Source organism: Limnobacter olei (assembly GCF_029087225.1).
GTDB lineage: Bacteria > Pseudomonadota > Gammaproteobacteria > Burkholderiales > Burkholderiaceae_B > Limnobacter > Limnobacter olei.
Genome location: NZ_JARFJD010000010.1, coordinates 89,825 through 107,016, shown reverse-complemented (window position 1 = coordinate 107,016; position 17,192 = coordinate 89,825). Strand labels below are relative to the sequence as shown.

Sequence of the window (17,192 nt, the reverse complement as noted above, 5' to 3'; positions counted from 1 at the left end):
TGGGTGATTGGGGCCATGTGTTTACTTTGCCACCGCGGATCGCGCGGCTTCAAGGTGTTGAATCAGGTATTTCATCAGATGCATTTGCATCTCAGCTTGTGAAATTTTAACACCAATCGTGGCCAAGTCCACTGTTTCCAAACCAGCATAACCGCAGGGGTTTATTTGCAGGAATGGGTTTAAATCCATGGCCACATTCAGCGACAAACCGTGATAAGCACAGCCTTTGCGGATCTTGATGCCCAAGGCTGCGATTTTTGCCAGTGCGCCATTGTGGAATGTGTACACGCCTGGGGCGTTCGGTTTGCGTTGGGCATCCGCCACACCCACCTGCACCAAAGCGTCGATAATGCTTTGCTCAAGCAACTGAACGTACTCTCGCACCTTCAAACCAAAGCGGCGAAGGTCCAGAAGTGGATAAACCACAATCTGGCCCGGGCCATGGTAGGTGATTTGACCCCCACGGTCGGTTTTCACCAACGGTATGTTGCTGCGATGCAACATATGTGCCGGGTCACCAGCAAGGCCCAAAGTGAACACGGGGGGGTGTTCACAAATCCAGATCTCGTCGCTCACTGGCCCGTTGAGCTGTTCGGAGCGGGCATCTGTAAAATTTCGCATGGCTTCCCAGGTGGGCAAATAGTCCACTAAACCCAATTCGCGAATTTGAAGTGGTACTCCAACTTGCAGGGTATTGGGTTGCGGCTTGCTTTCTTGTTGGTGGATCATGTAGGCATATTTCCGATTTTTCACAATTTTGCAGTCGAGTTCATCATGTCGTCAGAGCCCATTGAATGGTTTGATATTCCCAGCGTCTTGGGGCGCAGGGCCGCGTCCATTCTGGGCCTGTCCAAAGTTCCGATTGTGGAACTGGATGATTCACACCGTCCTTTAATTCTTGCACACTTGCTGGCCCTGAATGAAACGGATCGCCGTTTGCGCTTTAGTTATGCACTGGGGGACGCCGCTATTGCGAAATACACCGCCAGCATTGATTTTGAGCGCGACTCGGTGTTTGGCATTTTCGGGCGTGACGATGTACTGCTGGGCGTGGTGCATTTGGCCGAACTGAACCAGCCAAAAGACAGCACGGCACCCAAGGGTGCGGAATTGGGACTGTCACTGGACGCCAATATGCGGGGGCATGGCCTGGGTACGCTGCTGTTTCAAAGGGCGTTGCGCAGGGCGCGCAATGAAGGCATTGAAATGTTGTTCATTTACACCCTGATGGACAATGAAGCCATGCTGCGCATTGCCCACAAACTGAACATGCGGGTGAGCAATGCCGATGGACAGTGCGAGGCCCACCTGCGCGTAGAGCCTGCCAGCACCAGTTCAATGGTGCGGGAATTTGTTGATGAACATTTGGCCGACATTGACCATTTGTTTAAGGGTTCGCTCAACCAGTTTCGAAAGTGGGCTGAGGAGTTTTAAAGCGCTGCACATTCTGGCAGCGGCTCGCTTCCTTTGAATATCCAGATCGGTGCACTCACCGCCACAATTCGATCGCCCCGTTTTACGCGCACGAAATACCAATTCTTTCCATCGGCTGGGCTTACCGTGAAGCGTCCGTTTTTCCCGGTCTGGGTTTGCAGGGGCAGGTAGCGCTGCGCCTCGTTGGTGCTCGGACCTGACTGCGAGCTGAACAGCTCAAACGACATGCCTTGCAAAGGGTCCATGGCTTGCGTGCTGCGAACGCTGACTTCAAATTGAACGGTGTTGGCCTGTGTGCCAATGCGCGAGCCCATGGGCAGCCGTTGCTGACCTCGAGTGGAGGCCTGAACAGCTTCAAAGGTCATGCGCAAGGCATTTTCATTTTGGGCCACTGTGTAAAAGCGCCGGGCAAGGAAAGCTTCGCGAATGTCGGCTTGGTTGTTGGCGCGTGCAATTGCGACTGTCTTGGGCAAACTGCTACCGCCCCAGTCTGTGGCATGGTGGTCTTCCGAGCCTGCGGGCCCCAAGTACCAACCCTTGTCCAGTGCGTGGCCATACCACGAGCCAAATTTGCCATCGGTGTCGTATTCATCGCCTTTGCCGAACACCTCGAGACCCACCACTCGGTAGTCGGCAGGTGCCACGTATTTGAAGTCGTTAAAGGCGTAAGCCGGGTCGCCTTGTTGAAATACATTCAATGCGTTCAGCGCGCCAGCCATTCGTGTGGCCTGGCCCACGCCCTCCCCAATTTGCAACAAGGCCCCATGCAGAGCATCTTCACGGCCAGGGTGATTGAATATCATAAGGCCATCGCCACCGCCACCCAATTGCGGCGACAACACAAACCACTGCCAGAACAAATCCATTGACACCGCATACCCGGGACCGGTTTTGGCATTGATATTGTTTTTGCTCAGGTACACGTTGGCATGCCCGAAGCGGTCGGAGGTCCACTCAAAACCCCGCATGGCAGTGAACAGGCCAGGCGACTCGCCAGTCACTTGATTGGACTGCGCCAGCGTACTTTGCCATTTGGTGAGGCTGTTGCTCAGGTTGTCGGGGTCGGAAATGACACACGACAAAGGCTGGTCTGCGCAGTTGTCGGGATCGGGCAAAGCCAAGGGAATTGACAGGTTATCGGAGTGGTCCGATGACATCACGAAGTCCATGCCGCGCTCTCGGGTTTGTTGGTAGACCTGAAGCGGATCGGTCTTGGCTTGCCCATCCGAGTAAGCTGTGTGCTCGTGCATGGCTCCCAACAGGTGGGAGTAGCCTTGCCCATTCACACCACCGCCATAGAAGGGGGTGCACTGCCCAGCTGAAAACTGCGCGCTGCTCGGTTGTTGAGCGCCAAGGGGAGGCGCGGACAACAAGCCGACCAAGGGGCACCCCACGCGCGTGGGGTCTTGCAGGCATTCAAGTAGGCCTGCATTGCTGCTGGTGTTGCTGCGCACGCTGGCATCCACGCTGCTTTGGCTCACCGACGTTTGGAAATTGGCTCGGTCTGATACTTCAATGCGGAAGGTTAAGGTTTGATTGGCCAGGTCGGCAGGAATTTGCACCTGGGCCATGGCTTTGTCTGCATTGCTGATTGCCAGTGTGCCACCCGCGGTTTGTGTCCAGCGGTAGAACAGTACGTCGCCATCGGCATCACTGGCGTTGACTTGCAAGTTCAAAGTTTCACCAGGACGCACGGGTTCAGGCAATGCGCTGGCGTTTTGAATAAGCGGTGCAGTGTTGGCTGGCCGCTGGGGGGTGCTGACATTGAACAACTTGAAGCCCAAGGCCTCCTCGTTGTCAATTGCAATAGCCCGCAAGGTGTAAGTTTGCGATTCAGGCGAATTGGGTAGCTGCACATTCAAGTTGCAGCCTGTTTCTTCGTATTGAATATTCAGGGTTTCATTGCGCCATTGGTAAGACTGGATAGTACCGTCAGAATCTGAGGACTCGCAGGCACTTGCGGTCAACCTGTTATCAAGTCCAATCGGCGACGCGGTGGTGTTGACCACTGGCAATGCGTTGTCAAAGGTGTTTTGAATGGTGACTTGAACACGGTCCTCAAGCACATTGCCGTTGGAGAGCTGCGCTTGAACGATGAACGCGACGGGGGTGTCGTTGTTGACTTGGGGTAACTGCAAGTTCAGGACTGATTCGTCTGACCTGCCTGCATCGCCAAAGAACACGGTTTCTTCATTGGCCGGAAACCAGGCATAGGCCACCACAGAATTCTGGTCCGTGTTTTGCACCGTAGCTCGCAACTCGATGTTGCTTCGCTCTGCGGCTTGCTGATCGCTTCCGGCGCTTAGCGTGGGGGGATTTTCCTGACCTTCAACACGCCCACTTCCGTTGCTGGCTTCGCCTCCGCCGTTGTTGCATGCGGCCAGTAAAACAGAAAGAGCAATGGTGAAGGCAAAACTGGAATAACGCATGGAGAGCACCCGGGATCTATAGCCTTGATACCGGATACCTGCCGAAAGGGATTTGTAGATTCACCCTAAGCGACATGTCACCAAAATGAAATGTCCTGCGACAGCGTGCTTTTAATCCACCAAATGACCTGTGCGTACAAGAATGGTGCAGCCTGGTTTGCTGAAAGGTGTATGTACGCTAGCATGCGGGCTGCGTATCCAGGTACCTGCGGGGTAGTCGCCATGTTCATCTGAGAACACGCCTTCAAGCACAAAAATTTCTTCGCCGCCCATGTGGCGATGCATATTGAAATAGGTTTCAGGAGCCCACTTCACCAATGCAGTGTGGCGGGTCTCGAAGCTGTCAAGCGGCATCACCTTCAAGCCCGGTACCAAGCCCTGCCGCCATTCGGCTTCGTTGGTATTGATGACGACCGGTGTTTGATCTTCAGCCCGCATGTGGCGAAGCTTCACGAGAATTGTGCAGCCTTCTGTGGACTTGGGAGAATGCTTGGTGCCCACGGGGTTCTTTACAAATGTGCCCGCTGGATAAGCGCCAAATTCATCCTCAAAGGTGCCTTCAAGTACGAAGAATTCTTCGCCACCACCGTGTTCATGTTCAGGAAACGCGCACCCTGGGTCGTAACGAACAATCGAAGTTAAACGCGCCACTTCATCGCCATCGCGTTCCAGTGGTTTGCGCCATACACCAAGAGCTGGTGAGGCGACCCAGTCGACATTGTTGCTGTTGACGACTGCGCGTTGGGAAAGATCGGCGTTGAGTTTCATGGTGCTGCTTGGTGAGTACTTACTTCGATGAATTCATTCTACCGCAAAGCTAAACGGTGAGTTTTTTGGCCCGATCGGCTTGGGTTCCGATCTCTCGCCAGAAAACCTGTTTATCCCTTGCTGAGCCTTGCGATGCCTGAGCACGACCCTCCTAAAGAACGGGTCGGGACCGTTCTCTGTCGCCCATGCTGGGCAACACCGGGCCTGAGCGGCACGCAAGGGCAGGTTTTCGTGAAGGCGAGGCGATCGAAACATCGCCGCCGATTGGGCGATGAAATCAGCCGTGAGTTGCGGGGTGAGGGAGATTCGCCAGTGCCGATTGCCCATGGAACACCGCCGTGAGTCGCTCGGAGGTAGCGAAGCGCTGCACTGGAGTGCTCGGAGCTGAACTTGCAACGGGTCGCACGATGACCAGTCAGAAAACCTGCCGGCTTGGCGCGCAGAGGCTAACGATCGCGCCCTGGCGCGAAAGCCAAGACCCGACCGTTACTTTTGGAGGGCTTGGCTTAGTGCAGGCTCAAGACAAAACGCCGAAATGCCAAGTTTTCGGGCAGCGGTGACCATGCAAGTTTGGCTCCCAAGTCACCATTCAAATGCGCGACAAGTACCCCATGCCGAGTTGAGCAACAGTCCCCAGCCACATGCACCACAGGCAACTTTTACATCGACCTGCGGTACTTGCCACCCACTTCGAACAGCGCCTGCGTAATCTGCCCCAGCGAGCACACCCGCACTGCCTCCACCAGCACCTCGAACACGTTGCCACCGTCCATGGCAGTTTGCTTCAGGCGCTCCAGCATCGGTCCGCTCTCAGCGGCATGTCGCTGCTGAAATTCAGCCAGGCGTTTCAACTGGCTTTGTTTTTCTTCCTCAGTGGCACGCGCCAGTTCAAGCGAGTTCAAGGAGTCGGCGTTGTCATTGGGATTGGTGAAAGTATTCACACCCACAATTGGCAAGGTGCCGTCATGCTTCTGGATTTCATAATGCATCGACTCTTCCTGGATTTTGCTGCGCTGGTAGCCTGTTTCCATGGCACCCAACACACCGCCGCGTTCGCTGATGCGGTCCAGTTCAGCCAACACAGCCTCTTCCACCAATTCAGTGAGCTCTTCAATAATGAAAGCTCCTTGGCTTGAGTTTTCGTTTTTCGCCAAACCCCATTCCTTGTTGATGATCAACTGGATGGCCATGGCCCGGCGCACGCTTTCCTCAGTCGGCGTGGTCACTGCCTCGTCATAGGCGTTGGTGTGCAGGCTGTTGCAGTTGTCGTATACGGCAATCAGCGCCTGCAAGGTGGTGCGTATGTCGTTGAACGCGATTTCCTGGGCGTGCAAACTACGGCCACTGGTTTGAATGTGGTACTTCAGCTTTTGGCTGCGGTCGGCGGCACCATAACGGTCGCGCATGGCGATGGCCCAAATGCGACGGGCCACGCGACCCAGCACTGTGTATTCGGGGTCCATGCCATTGGAAAAGAAGAAGCTAAGGTTAGGCGCAAAGTCGTCGATTTTCATGCCGCGTGCCAAATAGGCTTCCACAAAGGTAAAGCCATTTGACAAGGTAAACGCCAGTTGTGAAATCGGGTTGGCCCCGGCCTCTGCAATGTGATAACCGCTGATCGACACGCTATAGAAGTTACGCACTTCATGGTCTATAAAGTACTGCTGAATATCGCCCATCACGCGCAGGCTAAATTCAGTCGAGAAAATACAAGTGTTCTGGCCCTGGTCTTCTTTCAAAATGTCCGCTTGCACGGTGCCTCGCACTGCCTTCAAAGTGCTGGCCTTGATGTTGGCGTATTCATCGGCGTTCGGTGCGCGCTTATTTTTGGCAGTGAACAGATCCACTTGCTGATCAATGGCGGTGTTCAGGAACATGGCCAAAATACTGGGTGCCGGGCCGTTAATGGTCATCGACACACTAGTGCTAGGAGCGCACAAATCAAAACCGCTATACAACACTTTCATGTCGTCTAGCGTGGCCACACTCACGCCGCTGGTGCCCACTTTGCCGTAAATGTCTGGCCGCAAATCTGGATCGAAACCATACAGGGTGACCGAGTCAAATGCAGTCGACAAACGTTTCGCGTCACTGGCACTGCTGAGCATCTTGAAACGGCGGTTGGTGCGGGCGGGGTCGCCTTCACCGGCAAACATCCGGGTGGGGTCTTCCCCTTCGCGCTTGACTGGGAATACACCTGCGGTGAAGGGGAAATAACCCGGCAGGTTTTCCAGCATCACGAATTTCAGCAGGTCGGCCCGACTGGTGAACTTCGGCAGACTGACGCGATTGATTTTCAGGCCACTGAGCGAAGTCACGGTTAGCGGTGCTTGCAGGGCCTTGCCGCGCACTTCATAGGTCAGCGTGTCGCCTTTGTAACCCTCAGTCAACTTTGAGTAGTCTTTCATGGCCTTTTGCGCAGCCATGCTGATTCGAGTGTTCGTCAGTTCGACAATGTCGTCCAGCGCTTCCACCGCCTTGGTTTTGTCAGGTTTGTGTTCAAGCAATAGGGCTTGGGCACGTTGCATGCATTCCAGGTCGTACACTGCAGCTACGTCTTTTTGTACTTGCGCCTTGTAACTGCGTACAGCCTGCGCGATTTCAGCCAAATAACGCACACGCTCGGAAGGCACTACGGCTTTCAGGGTGGTGGAATGTTTGGTGTCAATGGTGTTGAACAGGCCTTTGGAGGGCTTGGCAATGGGCAAGGCAGCACGCAGGGCCTTGTACAGGGCGCTGACACCATCGTCGTTAAACCGGCTGGCCAGCGTACCGTACACAGGCATGGTGTCGGGCATGCTGGTAAAAGCCATGCGGTTACGCTGCACCTGTTTGCACACATCCCGCAGGGCATCGAGTGCGCCCTTGCGGTCAAATTTGTTCACCGCCACAAAATCGGCAAAATCCAGCATGTCGATTTTTTCAAGCTGGCTGGCTGCACCGTATTCCGGTGTCATCACATACAGGCTGAAATCCACATGCGGCACGATGGCCGCATCGCCCTGGCCAATGCCCGGAGTTTCAATCAGCACCACATCAAAACCCGTAGCGCGACACAAGGCAATAATGTCGGGCAGGGTAGCGGGTACTTCCTGAGCGGAATCGCGGGTGGCCAGTGAGCGCATGAATACTTTGGGACCATTGCCAGCCCAAGGGCCAATGGCATTCATCCGGATGCGATCGCCCAGCAATGCACCGCCGGTTTTACGGCGGGAAGGGTCTACACACACCACGCCAATGGTCAGGTCATCACCATGGTCCATGCGCAGGCGGCGAATCAGCTCATCAGTCAGGCTCGACTTGCCTGCGCCACCCGTACCGGTAATGCCCAACACTGGGGTTTTACTGGCTTTGGCTTGCTCGCGAATCACTTCCAAATCGGCAGCAGGCATTTCGTCACGCTCAAGGCGGGTAATCAGTTGGGTCAGCAGCGGCCAGTCGTTGGCCAAGGCCTTGATGCTTTGAGGTGTGCAAGCCGTGTCAATCTTTTTGCGGGCATCGCGCACTTGTGCTGCACGGGCAATCATGTCGCCGATCATGCCTTCCAGGCCCATTTTCTGGCCGTCTTGCGGGCTGTAAATTCGGTTTACACCATAGGCCTGAAGGGCTTCAATTTCAGAAGGCAAAATGACACCGCCACCGCCACCAAATACCTGAATGTGACCGGCGTTGTTGGCCTTCAGCTCATCGACCATGTATTTGAAAAATTCATTGTGCCCGCCCTGATAGGAACTCACGGCCAGGCCATCCGCATCTTCCTGAATGGCGGCATCGACCAACTCTTGCACGGAGCGGTTGTGCCCCAGGTGAATGACTTCAGCACCTTGGCTTTGCAACAGGCGGCGAATCATGTTGATCGCTGCATCGTGTCCGTCGAACAGGGACGAACCGGTTACAAAACGCAGGGGCGTGCCTTTGGTGTCAGTGAGGGGTTTTCCCACCTCGCCGGTGCTGCTTTTCATTCGTGTCTCCTGGATGGTTGCGGTTGTTTTCCACCGCTCGTTTGAATTTCAATTCTAACCTATCCATGCGCCATGCGTAGCACGCAACCAATCCCAAAAAACTCAAAAGCAGAACACTGGAGATGACCCAATAGGTCAAAGGCACCCCATAAACCGTGATGCCAAGCTGGGGAATAAACAACACCACGCTAAGAATCAGGGCAATCCACACCACAAGCAAGCGCCAGGTAATTCTTTTAACCTGCCGCCAATACTCGTTTTCACGTGGGGTGGGTTGCCGGGTTTTCATGGTGTTGGCCTAATTTGCAAACTGGGGCTTGAAGCGATAGACCGCCAAAGTGCTGCGCAAATTGCCCAACAGTTCAACGGGTTCGCCATTTAAAAAAAGTTGTTTGCCCAGTACTTTATGTCCGATTTGAGCAACCAGCGCTTCAAAATCCTTGGGGGTGCACAGGTGAATATTCGGCGTGTTGTACCACTGATAAGGCATCTGTTTGGACACCGGCATACGACCCAAGGCAATCGACCACACATGGTACCAATGACCAAAATTGGGGAAGCTGACGATGCCTTCTTTCCCAACCCGGGCGATCTCTTTGAGGATTCGCTCGGTGTTGTGCATGGCTTGCAGGGTTTGCGACAAAATCACCACATCAAAGGCATGATCCTCGAACATAGCCAGGCCTTTTTCAAGGTCTTGCTGAATAACATTGATGCCATTGGCCACACTGCGCTGCACATTGATATCGTCGATTTCAACGCCATAGCCAGTGGCTTTGCGGGTTTTCATCAGGCGCGCCAGGAATGAACCGTCGCCGCAGCCCAAATCGAGTACGCGCGCACCCATGGGCACCCAACTTTCGATCAAATCAAGATCGGCCCGGGGCACCGCAATGGGCAAAGGTTGCACATCTTGTCGAACAGCGTGTGGGGTTTTCATGCAAGCTCCTTGGCGATCCGCTCAAAGTAGCCACGCACCACGTTGTGGTAGCGCTCATCAGTCAACAAGAATGCATCGTGACCGTGCGGGGCGTCAATTTCCGCGTAAGTGACATCGCGCTGGTTGGCCATGAGGGCCTCCACAATTTCGCGGGTTCGCTCGGGTGCAAATCGCCAGTCGGTGGTGAAACTGACCAGCAGAAACTTGGCTTTGGCCGCTTGCAGAGCCTTGACCAAATCGCCACCCGTGTGGCGTGCGGGGTCGAAGTAGTCCAGCGCTTTGGTAATCAGCAAGTAGGTGTTGGCATCGAAGTAATCTGCAAACTTGTCGCCCTGATAGCGCAGGTAACTTTCTACCTGAAAGTCCACTTCAAGACCGTAGTTGTAATCGCCATTGCGCAGAGTGCGGCCAAACTTCTCGGCCATGTCGTCACCGCTTAAATAGGTGATGTGGCCAATCATTCGTGCCAGGCGCAAGCCGCGTTTGGGTACCACGCCGTGCTCATAGTAATTTCCACCGTGAAAATCGGGATCGGTCACAATGGCCTGGCGAGCCACCTCGTTGAAGGCAATGTTCTGTGCGCTCAATTTGGGCGTTGAAGCCACCACCATGCAGTGGCCCACGCGGTCTGGGTAACTCAGGCTCCATTGCAGGGCTTGCATGCCGCCCAAACTGCCGCCCATGACTGCGGCAAATTTTTCAATGCCGAAATAATCAGCCAGGCGTACCTGCGCATTCACCCAGTCTTGAACCGTTACAAACGGGAAGTCGGCGCCGTAGGGTTTGCCAGTTTCAGGGTTGGTGCTGCTTGGGCCAGTGGAGCCAAAGCACGAACCCAAGTTATTCACGCCGATTACAAAAAATCGATTGGTGTCCAGCGGCTTGCCGGGACCCACCATGTTGTCCCACCAACCTTCGCTTTTTTCTTGTCCTTCGTATAGGCCAGCCACATGGTGAGAGGCATTTAAAGCATGGCACACCAGCACAGCATTGCTTTTCTCGGCATTCAAGGTGCCATAGGTTTCAACCATCAGAGAATAGCTGGGCAGGGACTTTCCGCACTCAAGTAAAAGCGGCGCAGTGAATTCAATAAGCTCGGGCTTTACGAAGCCCACGGACTGGTTGGCAGACACAATACGGTGTTTCTTAGGTTGGATTGTTGGTTTTCGCAAGCCTTTGAGTATAAATCGCAAACCGGCATTGAAGGCGGCCCGGTTGCGGGATCAGTCTTCGTGCAATTGGCGCATCAGAGCGTCAATTTTATCGATGTCAAATGTTCGAGTCACCTTTTTGACCAGTCTTTGCGTAGCCTCAAAGTCGGTTTTCAAGAGCAACTCTTTGACATCGAGTAGTTGTGACGGATGCATCGAATACTGGGTAAGACCCATACCCAGTAACAAGCGGGTCAAACGAATATCACCTGCCATTTCACCACATACGCTCACGGGTACGCCTGCTTTTTCGGCACTGGAGATGACCTCGTACACCAGCCTTAACACCGCCGGGTGGAGGGGATCGTACAGATGAGCCACTTGGTGATCCACCCGGTCAACAGCCAGGGTGTACTGGATCAAGTCGTTGGTACCGATCGACACATAATCGAGGTAACTCAAAAAATGCGGCAGGCTGAGCGCCGCCGCAGGCACTTCGATCATGCCGCCAATGGGCACAGCCTGATTGGCCTGAAAACGCCGTTCGAGCAACTGTTCACGGGCCATGTCGATGTAGGCCAAGGCCTGCCTGGTTTCACGAATGTTGGTGAGCATGGGCAACAGAATTTTCACAGGTCCATGCTTGGCAGCCCGCAACAAGGCGCGAATTTGGGTGAGGAATATTGCAGGCTCGGACAGGCTGAAGCGAATGGAACGCAAACCAAGCGCTGAGGTGCTGGACACCGGGGGGGCACTGCTGTTGGCACCATCGAATTGCAGGGTCTTATCGGCACCCAGATCAAGCGTGCGAACCGTGACCGGCTTGCCTTTCATGGCCTTGATCACCTTGCGGTAGGCTTCATACTGTTCATCTTCTGAAGGCCATTCCTTGCGGTTCATGAACAGGAATTCGGAACGGAACAGGCCCACACCATCGGCTCCGGCATCGACTACGCCTTTCACGTCTTCAGGCAATTCAATATTGGCCAGCAGTTCAACCCGGCGACCACACTGGGTGCGTGCCTCCGTGGTAATCAGTCGTTTCAGGCGCTGGCGCGACAAAGCCAGAATGGCCTGCTTGCGCTGGTATTCTTCGACCACCATGGCGGCAGGGTCGAGGAATACAGCACCCACCTTGCCATCGACCACCACCAGGTCGCCATTGTGTACAAACTCGAGCGCACGCGGCACGCCCACCACGGCGGGTATGCCCAGGCTACGCGCCACAATGGCAGTGTGGGAGGTTGCACCACCCATTTCAGTCACGAAAGCGCCAACGCGGCGACCTTTCAGTTGCACCATGTCGGCCGGCGAAATATCGTGCGCAACAATCAGCCAGGGGTCCTCATTCTCGCCTTCTGGAGGCAGGGGCAAAGCCGTTGCATGCCCTCGCAGCGATTTCAAAACCCGCTCAACCACCTGGCGCACGTCGCTGTTGCGCTCGCGGAAGTAGTCGTCTTCAATCGCGGAGAACTGCTCCAGCAACACTTCCATTTGCTCAATCAAGGCCCATTCGGCATTGATCAGCTTGGTTTGAATGAGGTTTTTGGGTTCTTCCGACAAAATGGGGTCGGCAAGGATCAGACTGTGCAGATTCAGGAAAGCATCGAACTCGGCGGGGGAGTCAGCGGCGATTTGACTTCGAATTTCAACCAGTTCATCAGCCACGCGCTTGATGGCATTGTCGAATCTTTTTTTCTCGAAACGAACCGATTTTTTATCGATGCGATTGCGGGGAATATCCCGCATGGCCGTGTCCCACACCAGGGCGCGGCTAACTGCAATGCCTCGTGAAACTGCGATGCCATGCAAGGCCAGGGTCATGGTTTACTCGCCTTCGCCGAATTTGTCATCAATCAAGGCCACCAGTGCAGCAATGGCCTCAGCCTCGTCACTGCCTTCTGCCTCAAGCACCACATTGTGCCCTTTGCCCGCGGCCAGCATCATGACACCCATGATGCTTTTCGCATTCACGCGGCGGCCCGCTTTGCCGATCCACACTTCGGACTGAAAGCGGCTGGCTGTTTGAGTCAACTTGACCGAAGCGCGCGCGTGCAGGCCCAATTTATTGCTGATGGTGATTTCTTGCTGAATCATCGTTTTTCGCCGGGTTAAAGGTTTGACGTTGTGGCGCTGTGGCACCAGTGCTTACGATACCGTTTCGGCCACCCATGACCAAACGTTCGGCTACTTCATTGATGGGCAAATCCCGAAAACCAAGTGCACGCAACACCATGGGCAAATTGCAGCCCGAGACCAACACGGTGGGCAGGTTCAACGATTCCACACCGGCACGCACAGCAGCGTTGGAGGGAGTTGCGCCAAACAGATCGGTCAGGAACACCACGCCTTCGCCTGCATGCACCTGCCGCGCGGCGACCTGAATACGTTGCACCGACTGTTCGATGTCTTCGTCGCCGGGTACATCCACGACCGCCAGGCCATCTGGCAAAGAACCCATGACGTGTTTCACACATTGGGCAATGGCGTCGCCCAAAGGGGCATGAGTAACGAGAACCAGCCCAAGCATCAGTTGCCCTCCTGCAAGGCATTTTCAACAGCTTGCACCAAAGTATCCGCAACAGGAAAACCGGTTTGATCCATGATCTCACGGAAGCAGGTGGGGCTTGTCACGTTCACCTCGGTCAGGTTCTGCCCAATAATGTCCAGGCCCACCAGCAACAGCCCACGCTTTTTCAATTCCGGGGCCAGTGTGCGGGCAATGTGCCAATCGCTTTCGCTCAAGGGCTGCGCCCTGCCCGTGCCGCCCGCCGCCAGGTTGCCTCGGTGCTCACCCTCTTTGGGCAAACGTGCGAGGCAATAGGGCACCGGCTCGCCATTAATGAGCAACACACGTTTGTCGCCATCCACAATTTCAGGAATATAGCGCTGAATCATGGCGGTTTTGCGGCCATAGTCGGTCAGCGTTTCCAATATCACACCCACGTTTTGATCACCTTTTTTCATGCGAAAAATTGAGGTGCCTCCCATGCCATCCAGGGGTTTGGCGATGGCGTCGGGGTGTTGTTCCAGAAAACTGCGAAGCTGGGCAGCATTGCGCGAAACCAGGGTTGGCACCACAAATTGTTCAAACTGGGCAATGGTGAATTTTTCGTTGTGATCGCGAATGGCGCGCGGGCTATTGAATACGCGCGCACCCTCGCGCTCGCCTTGCTCAAGCAACCAGGTAGCGGTTACAAACTCGGCATCAAACGGCGGGTCTTTGCGCATGATGACGGCATCAAGGTCTTTCAATGCCATTTCTTCACGCCCCACCTCGGCGTACCAAGGTTTATTTGCGAGATCAATTGTAATCCACACCACCTGCGCACGCACACCTGCGCCAGTGGACCAGTGCAAGCCCCCGTCCTCGATCACACCCACCTTCCAGCCACGCGACTGGGCCGATTCCATCATGGCGATAGAAGAATCTTTTTTCGGATTCAGGCTGGTGAGCGGGTCGATCACGCACACAAAGCTTTTACTGCTCATGCGGCTAACTCCGCGCTGGCAGTGGCCTCCAGTTCTTGCGAGGCTGCGAGTGCCGCCAAACGACCGATTACACCATACGCGTAAAAGCGGTTCATGGCCGCATCGGGACGATCACTGCAATCGGGTGTGTTGCACGGTGTTTCAAATGCCAATGGAACGAAGTGCATGCCAGGTGCATTCAAGTTTTCATCGCGGCCTCGGCCCGTGTGCACCCGGTAGAAACCACCCACCACATAACGGTCAATCATATAAACCACGGGCTCGGCCACCGCGTCCTCAATGTTCTCAAAGGTGTGCACACCTTCTTGAATAATGACATCAGACACTTGCAAACCTTCTTTGACCACCGACATTTTGTTGCGTTGCTTGCGGTTCAACCCCACCACTTCCGAGGCGTCTTTCACAGTCATGATGCCCATGCCGTAGGTGCCAGCATCGGCCTTCACAACCACGTAAGGCTGCTCGTCAATCCCGTACTCAGCATACTTCACGCGTGTCTTGGCCAACACTTCATCTACAGCCTCTGCCAGGGCTTCTTCGCCCACACGTTCCTGAAAATTCAGTTTGTTTCGATGCGTGAAATAGGGATTGATCAACCAGGGATCAATTTCCAGCATCTCAGAAAATGCCTCAACGACAGAATCGTAGGCCTTGAAGTGGGCACTCTTGCGACGAGTGGCCCAGCCAGCATGCAAAGGGGGCAACAGGATTTGGTCTTTTATGCCTTGAAGAATTGGGGGCACACCGGCGGACAAGTCGTTGTTCAACAGCACAGCACACGGCTCAAGGCCGTCAACACCCACTCGGTTACCATTGCGCTTTAGCGGTTCTAAAATGATGTGCTGACCATCGGGCAAATCGAAGCGAGTGGGCTCGGTAATATCAGGCGACATAGAACCCAGCCGAATATCCAAACCGGTTTGCTTCAGAATGGCAGCCAAGCGGGCCACATTCGTGAGGTAAAAGGTATTGCGCGTGTGGTTCTCGGGCACCAACACCATGCTGCGTGCTTCAGGGCAAATTTTTTCAATCGCACTCATCGCGGCCTGAATGGCCAACGGCATCATGTCGGGGGCGAGGTTGTTAAAACCGCCAGGGAACAGGTTGGTGTCAACAGGGGCGAGCTTGAAACCTGCGTTGCGCACATCGACAGAACTGTAGAACGGAGGGGTGTTCTCGTTCCAGGCCATGCGAAACCACCGCTCAATTTCGGTGGTTTTGTCGAGCATACGTTTTTCGAGATCCAACAGCGGACCGGTTAAAGCAGTTACAAGATGTGGAACCATCAACATTCCCTGGGTGAGACACTTCGCCAAGTGTAATCCAAAACGCTGCACTGCCACATTGAGGAAGGGAAATCGGGGGGTGAAGCAAAAAAGGCACCCGAAGGTGCCTTTGAATCAGCCCTTTACCCCGGGCTGAAGGATTCCACCTAAGTGGAGAGTGTATTTACTTGCTGTAGGCTGTTTCACCGTGAGAAGTGATGTCCAGACCTTCGCGCTCTGCATCTTCAGAAACACGCAGACCGATGATCATGTCAACCAGTTTGAAAGCGATTACTGAAACCACAGCTGACCAAACAATGGTGATCACCACTGCTTTGGCCTGGATCAGCACCTGGCTGGCGATTGAATAGTCGCCAGCAGCAATCATGGTTACAGTTGTCCAGTCAGCCACTGCGGATGGGCCACCCAAATTTGGCGAGTTGAACACACCAGTCAACAAGGCACCCAAGATACCGCCTACACCGTGAACGCCGAACACGTCCAGAGAGTCGTCAGCACCCAGCAGCTTTTTCAAGCCAGATACACCCCACAGGCAGATGAAACCTGCCAGCAGACCGATTACGATGGCACCAGCGATGCCTACGTTGCCGGCGGCGGGCGTTACCGCAACCAAACCAGCTACTGCGCCAGAAGCAGCACCCAACATGGAAGCCTTGCCTTTCAACAGCGCTTCACCGATACACCAGGCCATTACAGCTGCGGCAGTTGCTACCAAGGTGTTTGCGAATGCCAGCGCTGCGTAACCGTTTGCTTCCAGGGCAGAGCCTGCGTTGAAACCGAACCAACCCACCCACAACAATGAAGCACCAACCATGGTCAGCGCCAGGTTGTGCGGAGGCATTGCTTCTTTGCCGTAGCCAACGCGCTTTCCGAGCATGTATGCACCCACCAAACCAGCAACAGCGGCGTTGATGTGTACAACGGTACCACCAGCGAAGTCGAGTGCACCAAGCTGCCAAATGTAGCCAGCTTTGCTGGTCATTTCGGCTGCAACTTCTGCGCTGCTGTATGCATCTGGGCCCATCCAGAACCACACCATGTGTGCCACTGGGATGTAGCTGAAGGAGAACCAAATAACCATGAACATCAACACTGCACCGAACTTGATACGCTCGGCGAATGCACCCACGATTAGTGCGCAGGTAATGCCGGCGAAAGTCGCCTGGAATGCGGCAAATACGATTTCAGGAATGTAGACGCCTTTGCTGAAAGTTGCCGCATTTGCGAATGTTCCAGCTGCGTTGTCCCAAATTCCGGAAAGCATCAAACGGTCAAATCCGCCAACGAATGCGTTGCCTTCGGTAAATGCCAGGCTGTAGCCATACACAAACCAAAGAACAATAATCATCGAGAACGTCACCATGACTTGCATCAAAACAGACAGCATGTTCTTGGAGCGAACAAGACCACCGTAAAACAGGGCCAAGCCAGGCACGGTCATCATGATCACCAGCAAAGTGGCAACCATCATCCAGGCGGTATCGCCTTTGTCAGGTACAGGCGCAGCAGCTGGAGCAGCTTCTTCCGCCGGGGCAGCTTCAGCAGCCATGGGTGCTTCAGCAGCGGGTTCAGCCGCTGCGGGCGCTGCTTCAACTGCAGCGGGCATTGTTTCGGTGGCTTCGGCAGCAGGTGCCGCGGGTGTCTCTTGCGCAAACACACCGGGACTAGCAACACTGAAGCTCAGTGCAGCGGCCGCCAGCCAGACAGTCAGAAGTTTTTTCATCATTTCC

At 54.6% G+C, this 17,192-nt stretch carries 14 protein-coding genes; 1 reads left to right on the top strand and 13 read right to left on the bottom strand.

Annotated elements, in window-relative coordinates:
* Window positions 1–21: 21 nt before the first annotated feature.
* Window positions 22–729, bottom strand: coding sequence for a lipoyl(octanoyl) transferase LipB (lipB, locus tag PY990_RS07865; protein WP_275271140.1), 708 nt, complete (start codon window positions 727–729; stop codon window positions 22–24).
* A 45-nt stretch (window positions 730–774) separates the two neighbouring features.
* Here lipB and PY990_RS07860 point away from each other — a divergent pair, with 45 nt between their 5' ends.
* Window positions 775–1,434 (top strand): GNAT family N-acetyltransferase, encoded by a 660-nt coding sequence (locus PY990_RS07860; protein WP_275271139.1) that lies wholly within the window; start codon window positions 775–777, stop codon window positions 1,432–1,434.
* On the opposite strand, the gene PY990_RS07855 is transcribed toward PY990_RS07860, so the two are convergent.
* The 12 genes from PY990_RS07855 to PY990_RS07800 form a co-directional block, all read right to left on the bottom strand.
* Window positions 1,431–3,863 (bottom strand): PKD domain-containing protein, encoded by a 2,433-nt coding sequence (locus PY990_RS07855; protein ID WP_275271138.1) that lies wholly within the window; start codon window positions 3,861–3,863, stop codon window positions 1,431–1,433. The two genes, PY990_RS07860 and PY990_RS07855, sit on opposite strands and share 4 nt — an antisense overlap.
* A gap of 111 nt (window positions 3,864–3,974) precedes the next feature.
* A complete protein-coding gene (locus PY990_RS07850) occupies window positions 3,975–4,631 on the bottom strand; it encodes a cupin domain-containing protein (protein ID WP_275271137.1) in 657 nt (218 codons plus the stop codon).
* Between the two features lie 659 nt (window positions 4,632–5,290).
* Window positions 5,291–8,593, bottom strand: coding sequence for a fused isobutyryl-CoA mutase/GTPase IcmF (gene icmF, locus PY990_RS07845; RefSeq protein WP_275271136.1), 3,303 nt, complete (start codon window positions 8,591–8,593; stop codon window positions 5,291–5,293).
* Window positions 8,553–8,882: a DUF4212 domain-containing protein gene (locus PY990_RS07840; protein ID WP_275271135.1), complete on the bottom strand. Its 330-nt coding sequence runs from the start codon at window positions 8,880–8,882 to the stop codon at window positions 8,553–8,555. Before PY990_RS07840 ends, icmF begins: the two co-directional genes overlap by 41 nt.
* Before the next feature lie 9 nt (window positions 8,883–8,891).
* A complete protein-coding gene (gene metW / locus PY990_RS07835) occupies window positions 8,892–9,533 on the bottom strand; it encodes a methionine biosynthesis protein MetW (RefSeq protein ID WP_275271134.1) in 642 nt (213 codons plus the stop codon).
* Window positions 9,530–10,666: a homoserine O-succinyltransferase MetX gene (metX, locus tag PY990_RS07830; RefSeq protein WP_105027948.1), complete on the bottom strand. Its 1,137-nt coding sequence runs from the start codon at window positions 10,664–10,666 to the stop codon at window positions 9,530–9,532. The genes metW and metX overlap by 4 nt, the downstream gene beginning before the upstream one ends.
* A 90-nt stretch (window positions 10,667–10,756) precedes the next feature.
* Entirely contained in the window at window positions 10,757–12,508 is a 1,752-nt protein-coding gene (gene ptsP / locus PY990_RS07825) for a phosphoenolpyruvate--protein phosphotransferase (protein ID WP_275271133.1), read from the bottom strand.
* Window positions 12,509–12,511: 3 nt separating this feature from the next.
* Window positions 12,512–12,781: an HPr family phosphocarrier protein gene (locus tag PY990_RS07820; protein ID WP_105027946.1), complete on the bottom strand. Its 270-nt coding sequence runs from the start codon at window positions 12,779–12,781 to the stop codon at window positions 12,512–12,514.
* Window positions 12,750–13,214, bottom strand: coding sequence for a PTS sugar transporter subunit IIA (locus tag PY990_RS07815; RefSeq protein ID WP_275271132.1), 465 nt, complete (start codon window positions 13,212–13,214; stop codon window positions 12,750–12,752). Before PY990_RS07815 ends, PY990_RS07820 begins: the two co-directional genes overlap by 32 nt.
* Window positions 13,214–14,176 (bottom strand): glutathione synthase, encoded by a 963-nt coding sequence (gene gshB / locus PY990_RS07810; protein WP_275271131.1) that lies wholly within the window; start codon window positions 14,174–14,176, stop codon window positions 13,214–13,216. Before gshB ends, PY990_RS07815 begins: the two co-directional genes overlap by 1 nt.
* Entirely contained in the window at window positions 14,173–15,462 is a 1,290-nt protein-coding gene (gene gshA / locus PY990_RS07805) for a glutamate--cysteine ligase (protein ID WP_275271130.1), read from the bottom strand. The genes gshB and gshA overlap by 4 nt, the downstream gene beginning before the upstream one ends.
* A gap of 163 nt (window positions 15,463–15,625) precedes the next feature.
* Window positions 15,626–17,185 (bottom strand): ammonium transporter, encoded by a 1,560-nt coding sequence (locus PY990_RS07800; RefSeq protein ID WP_275271173.1) that lies wholly within the window; start codon window positions 17,183–17,185, stop codon window positions 15,626–15,628.
* Window positions 17,186–17,192: the final 7 nt, after the last annotated feature.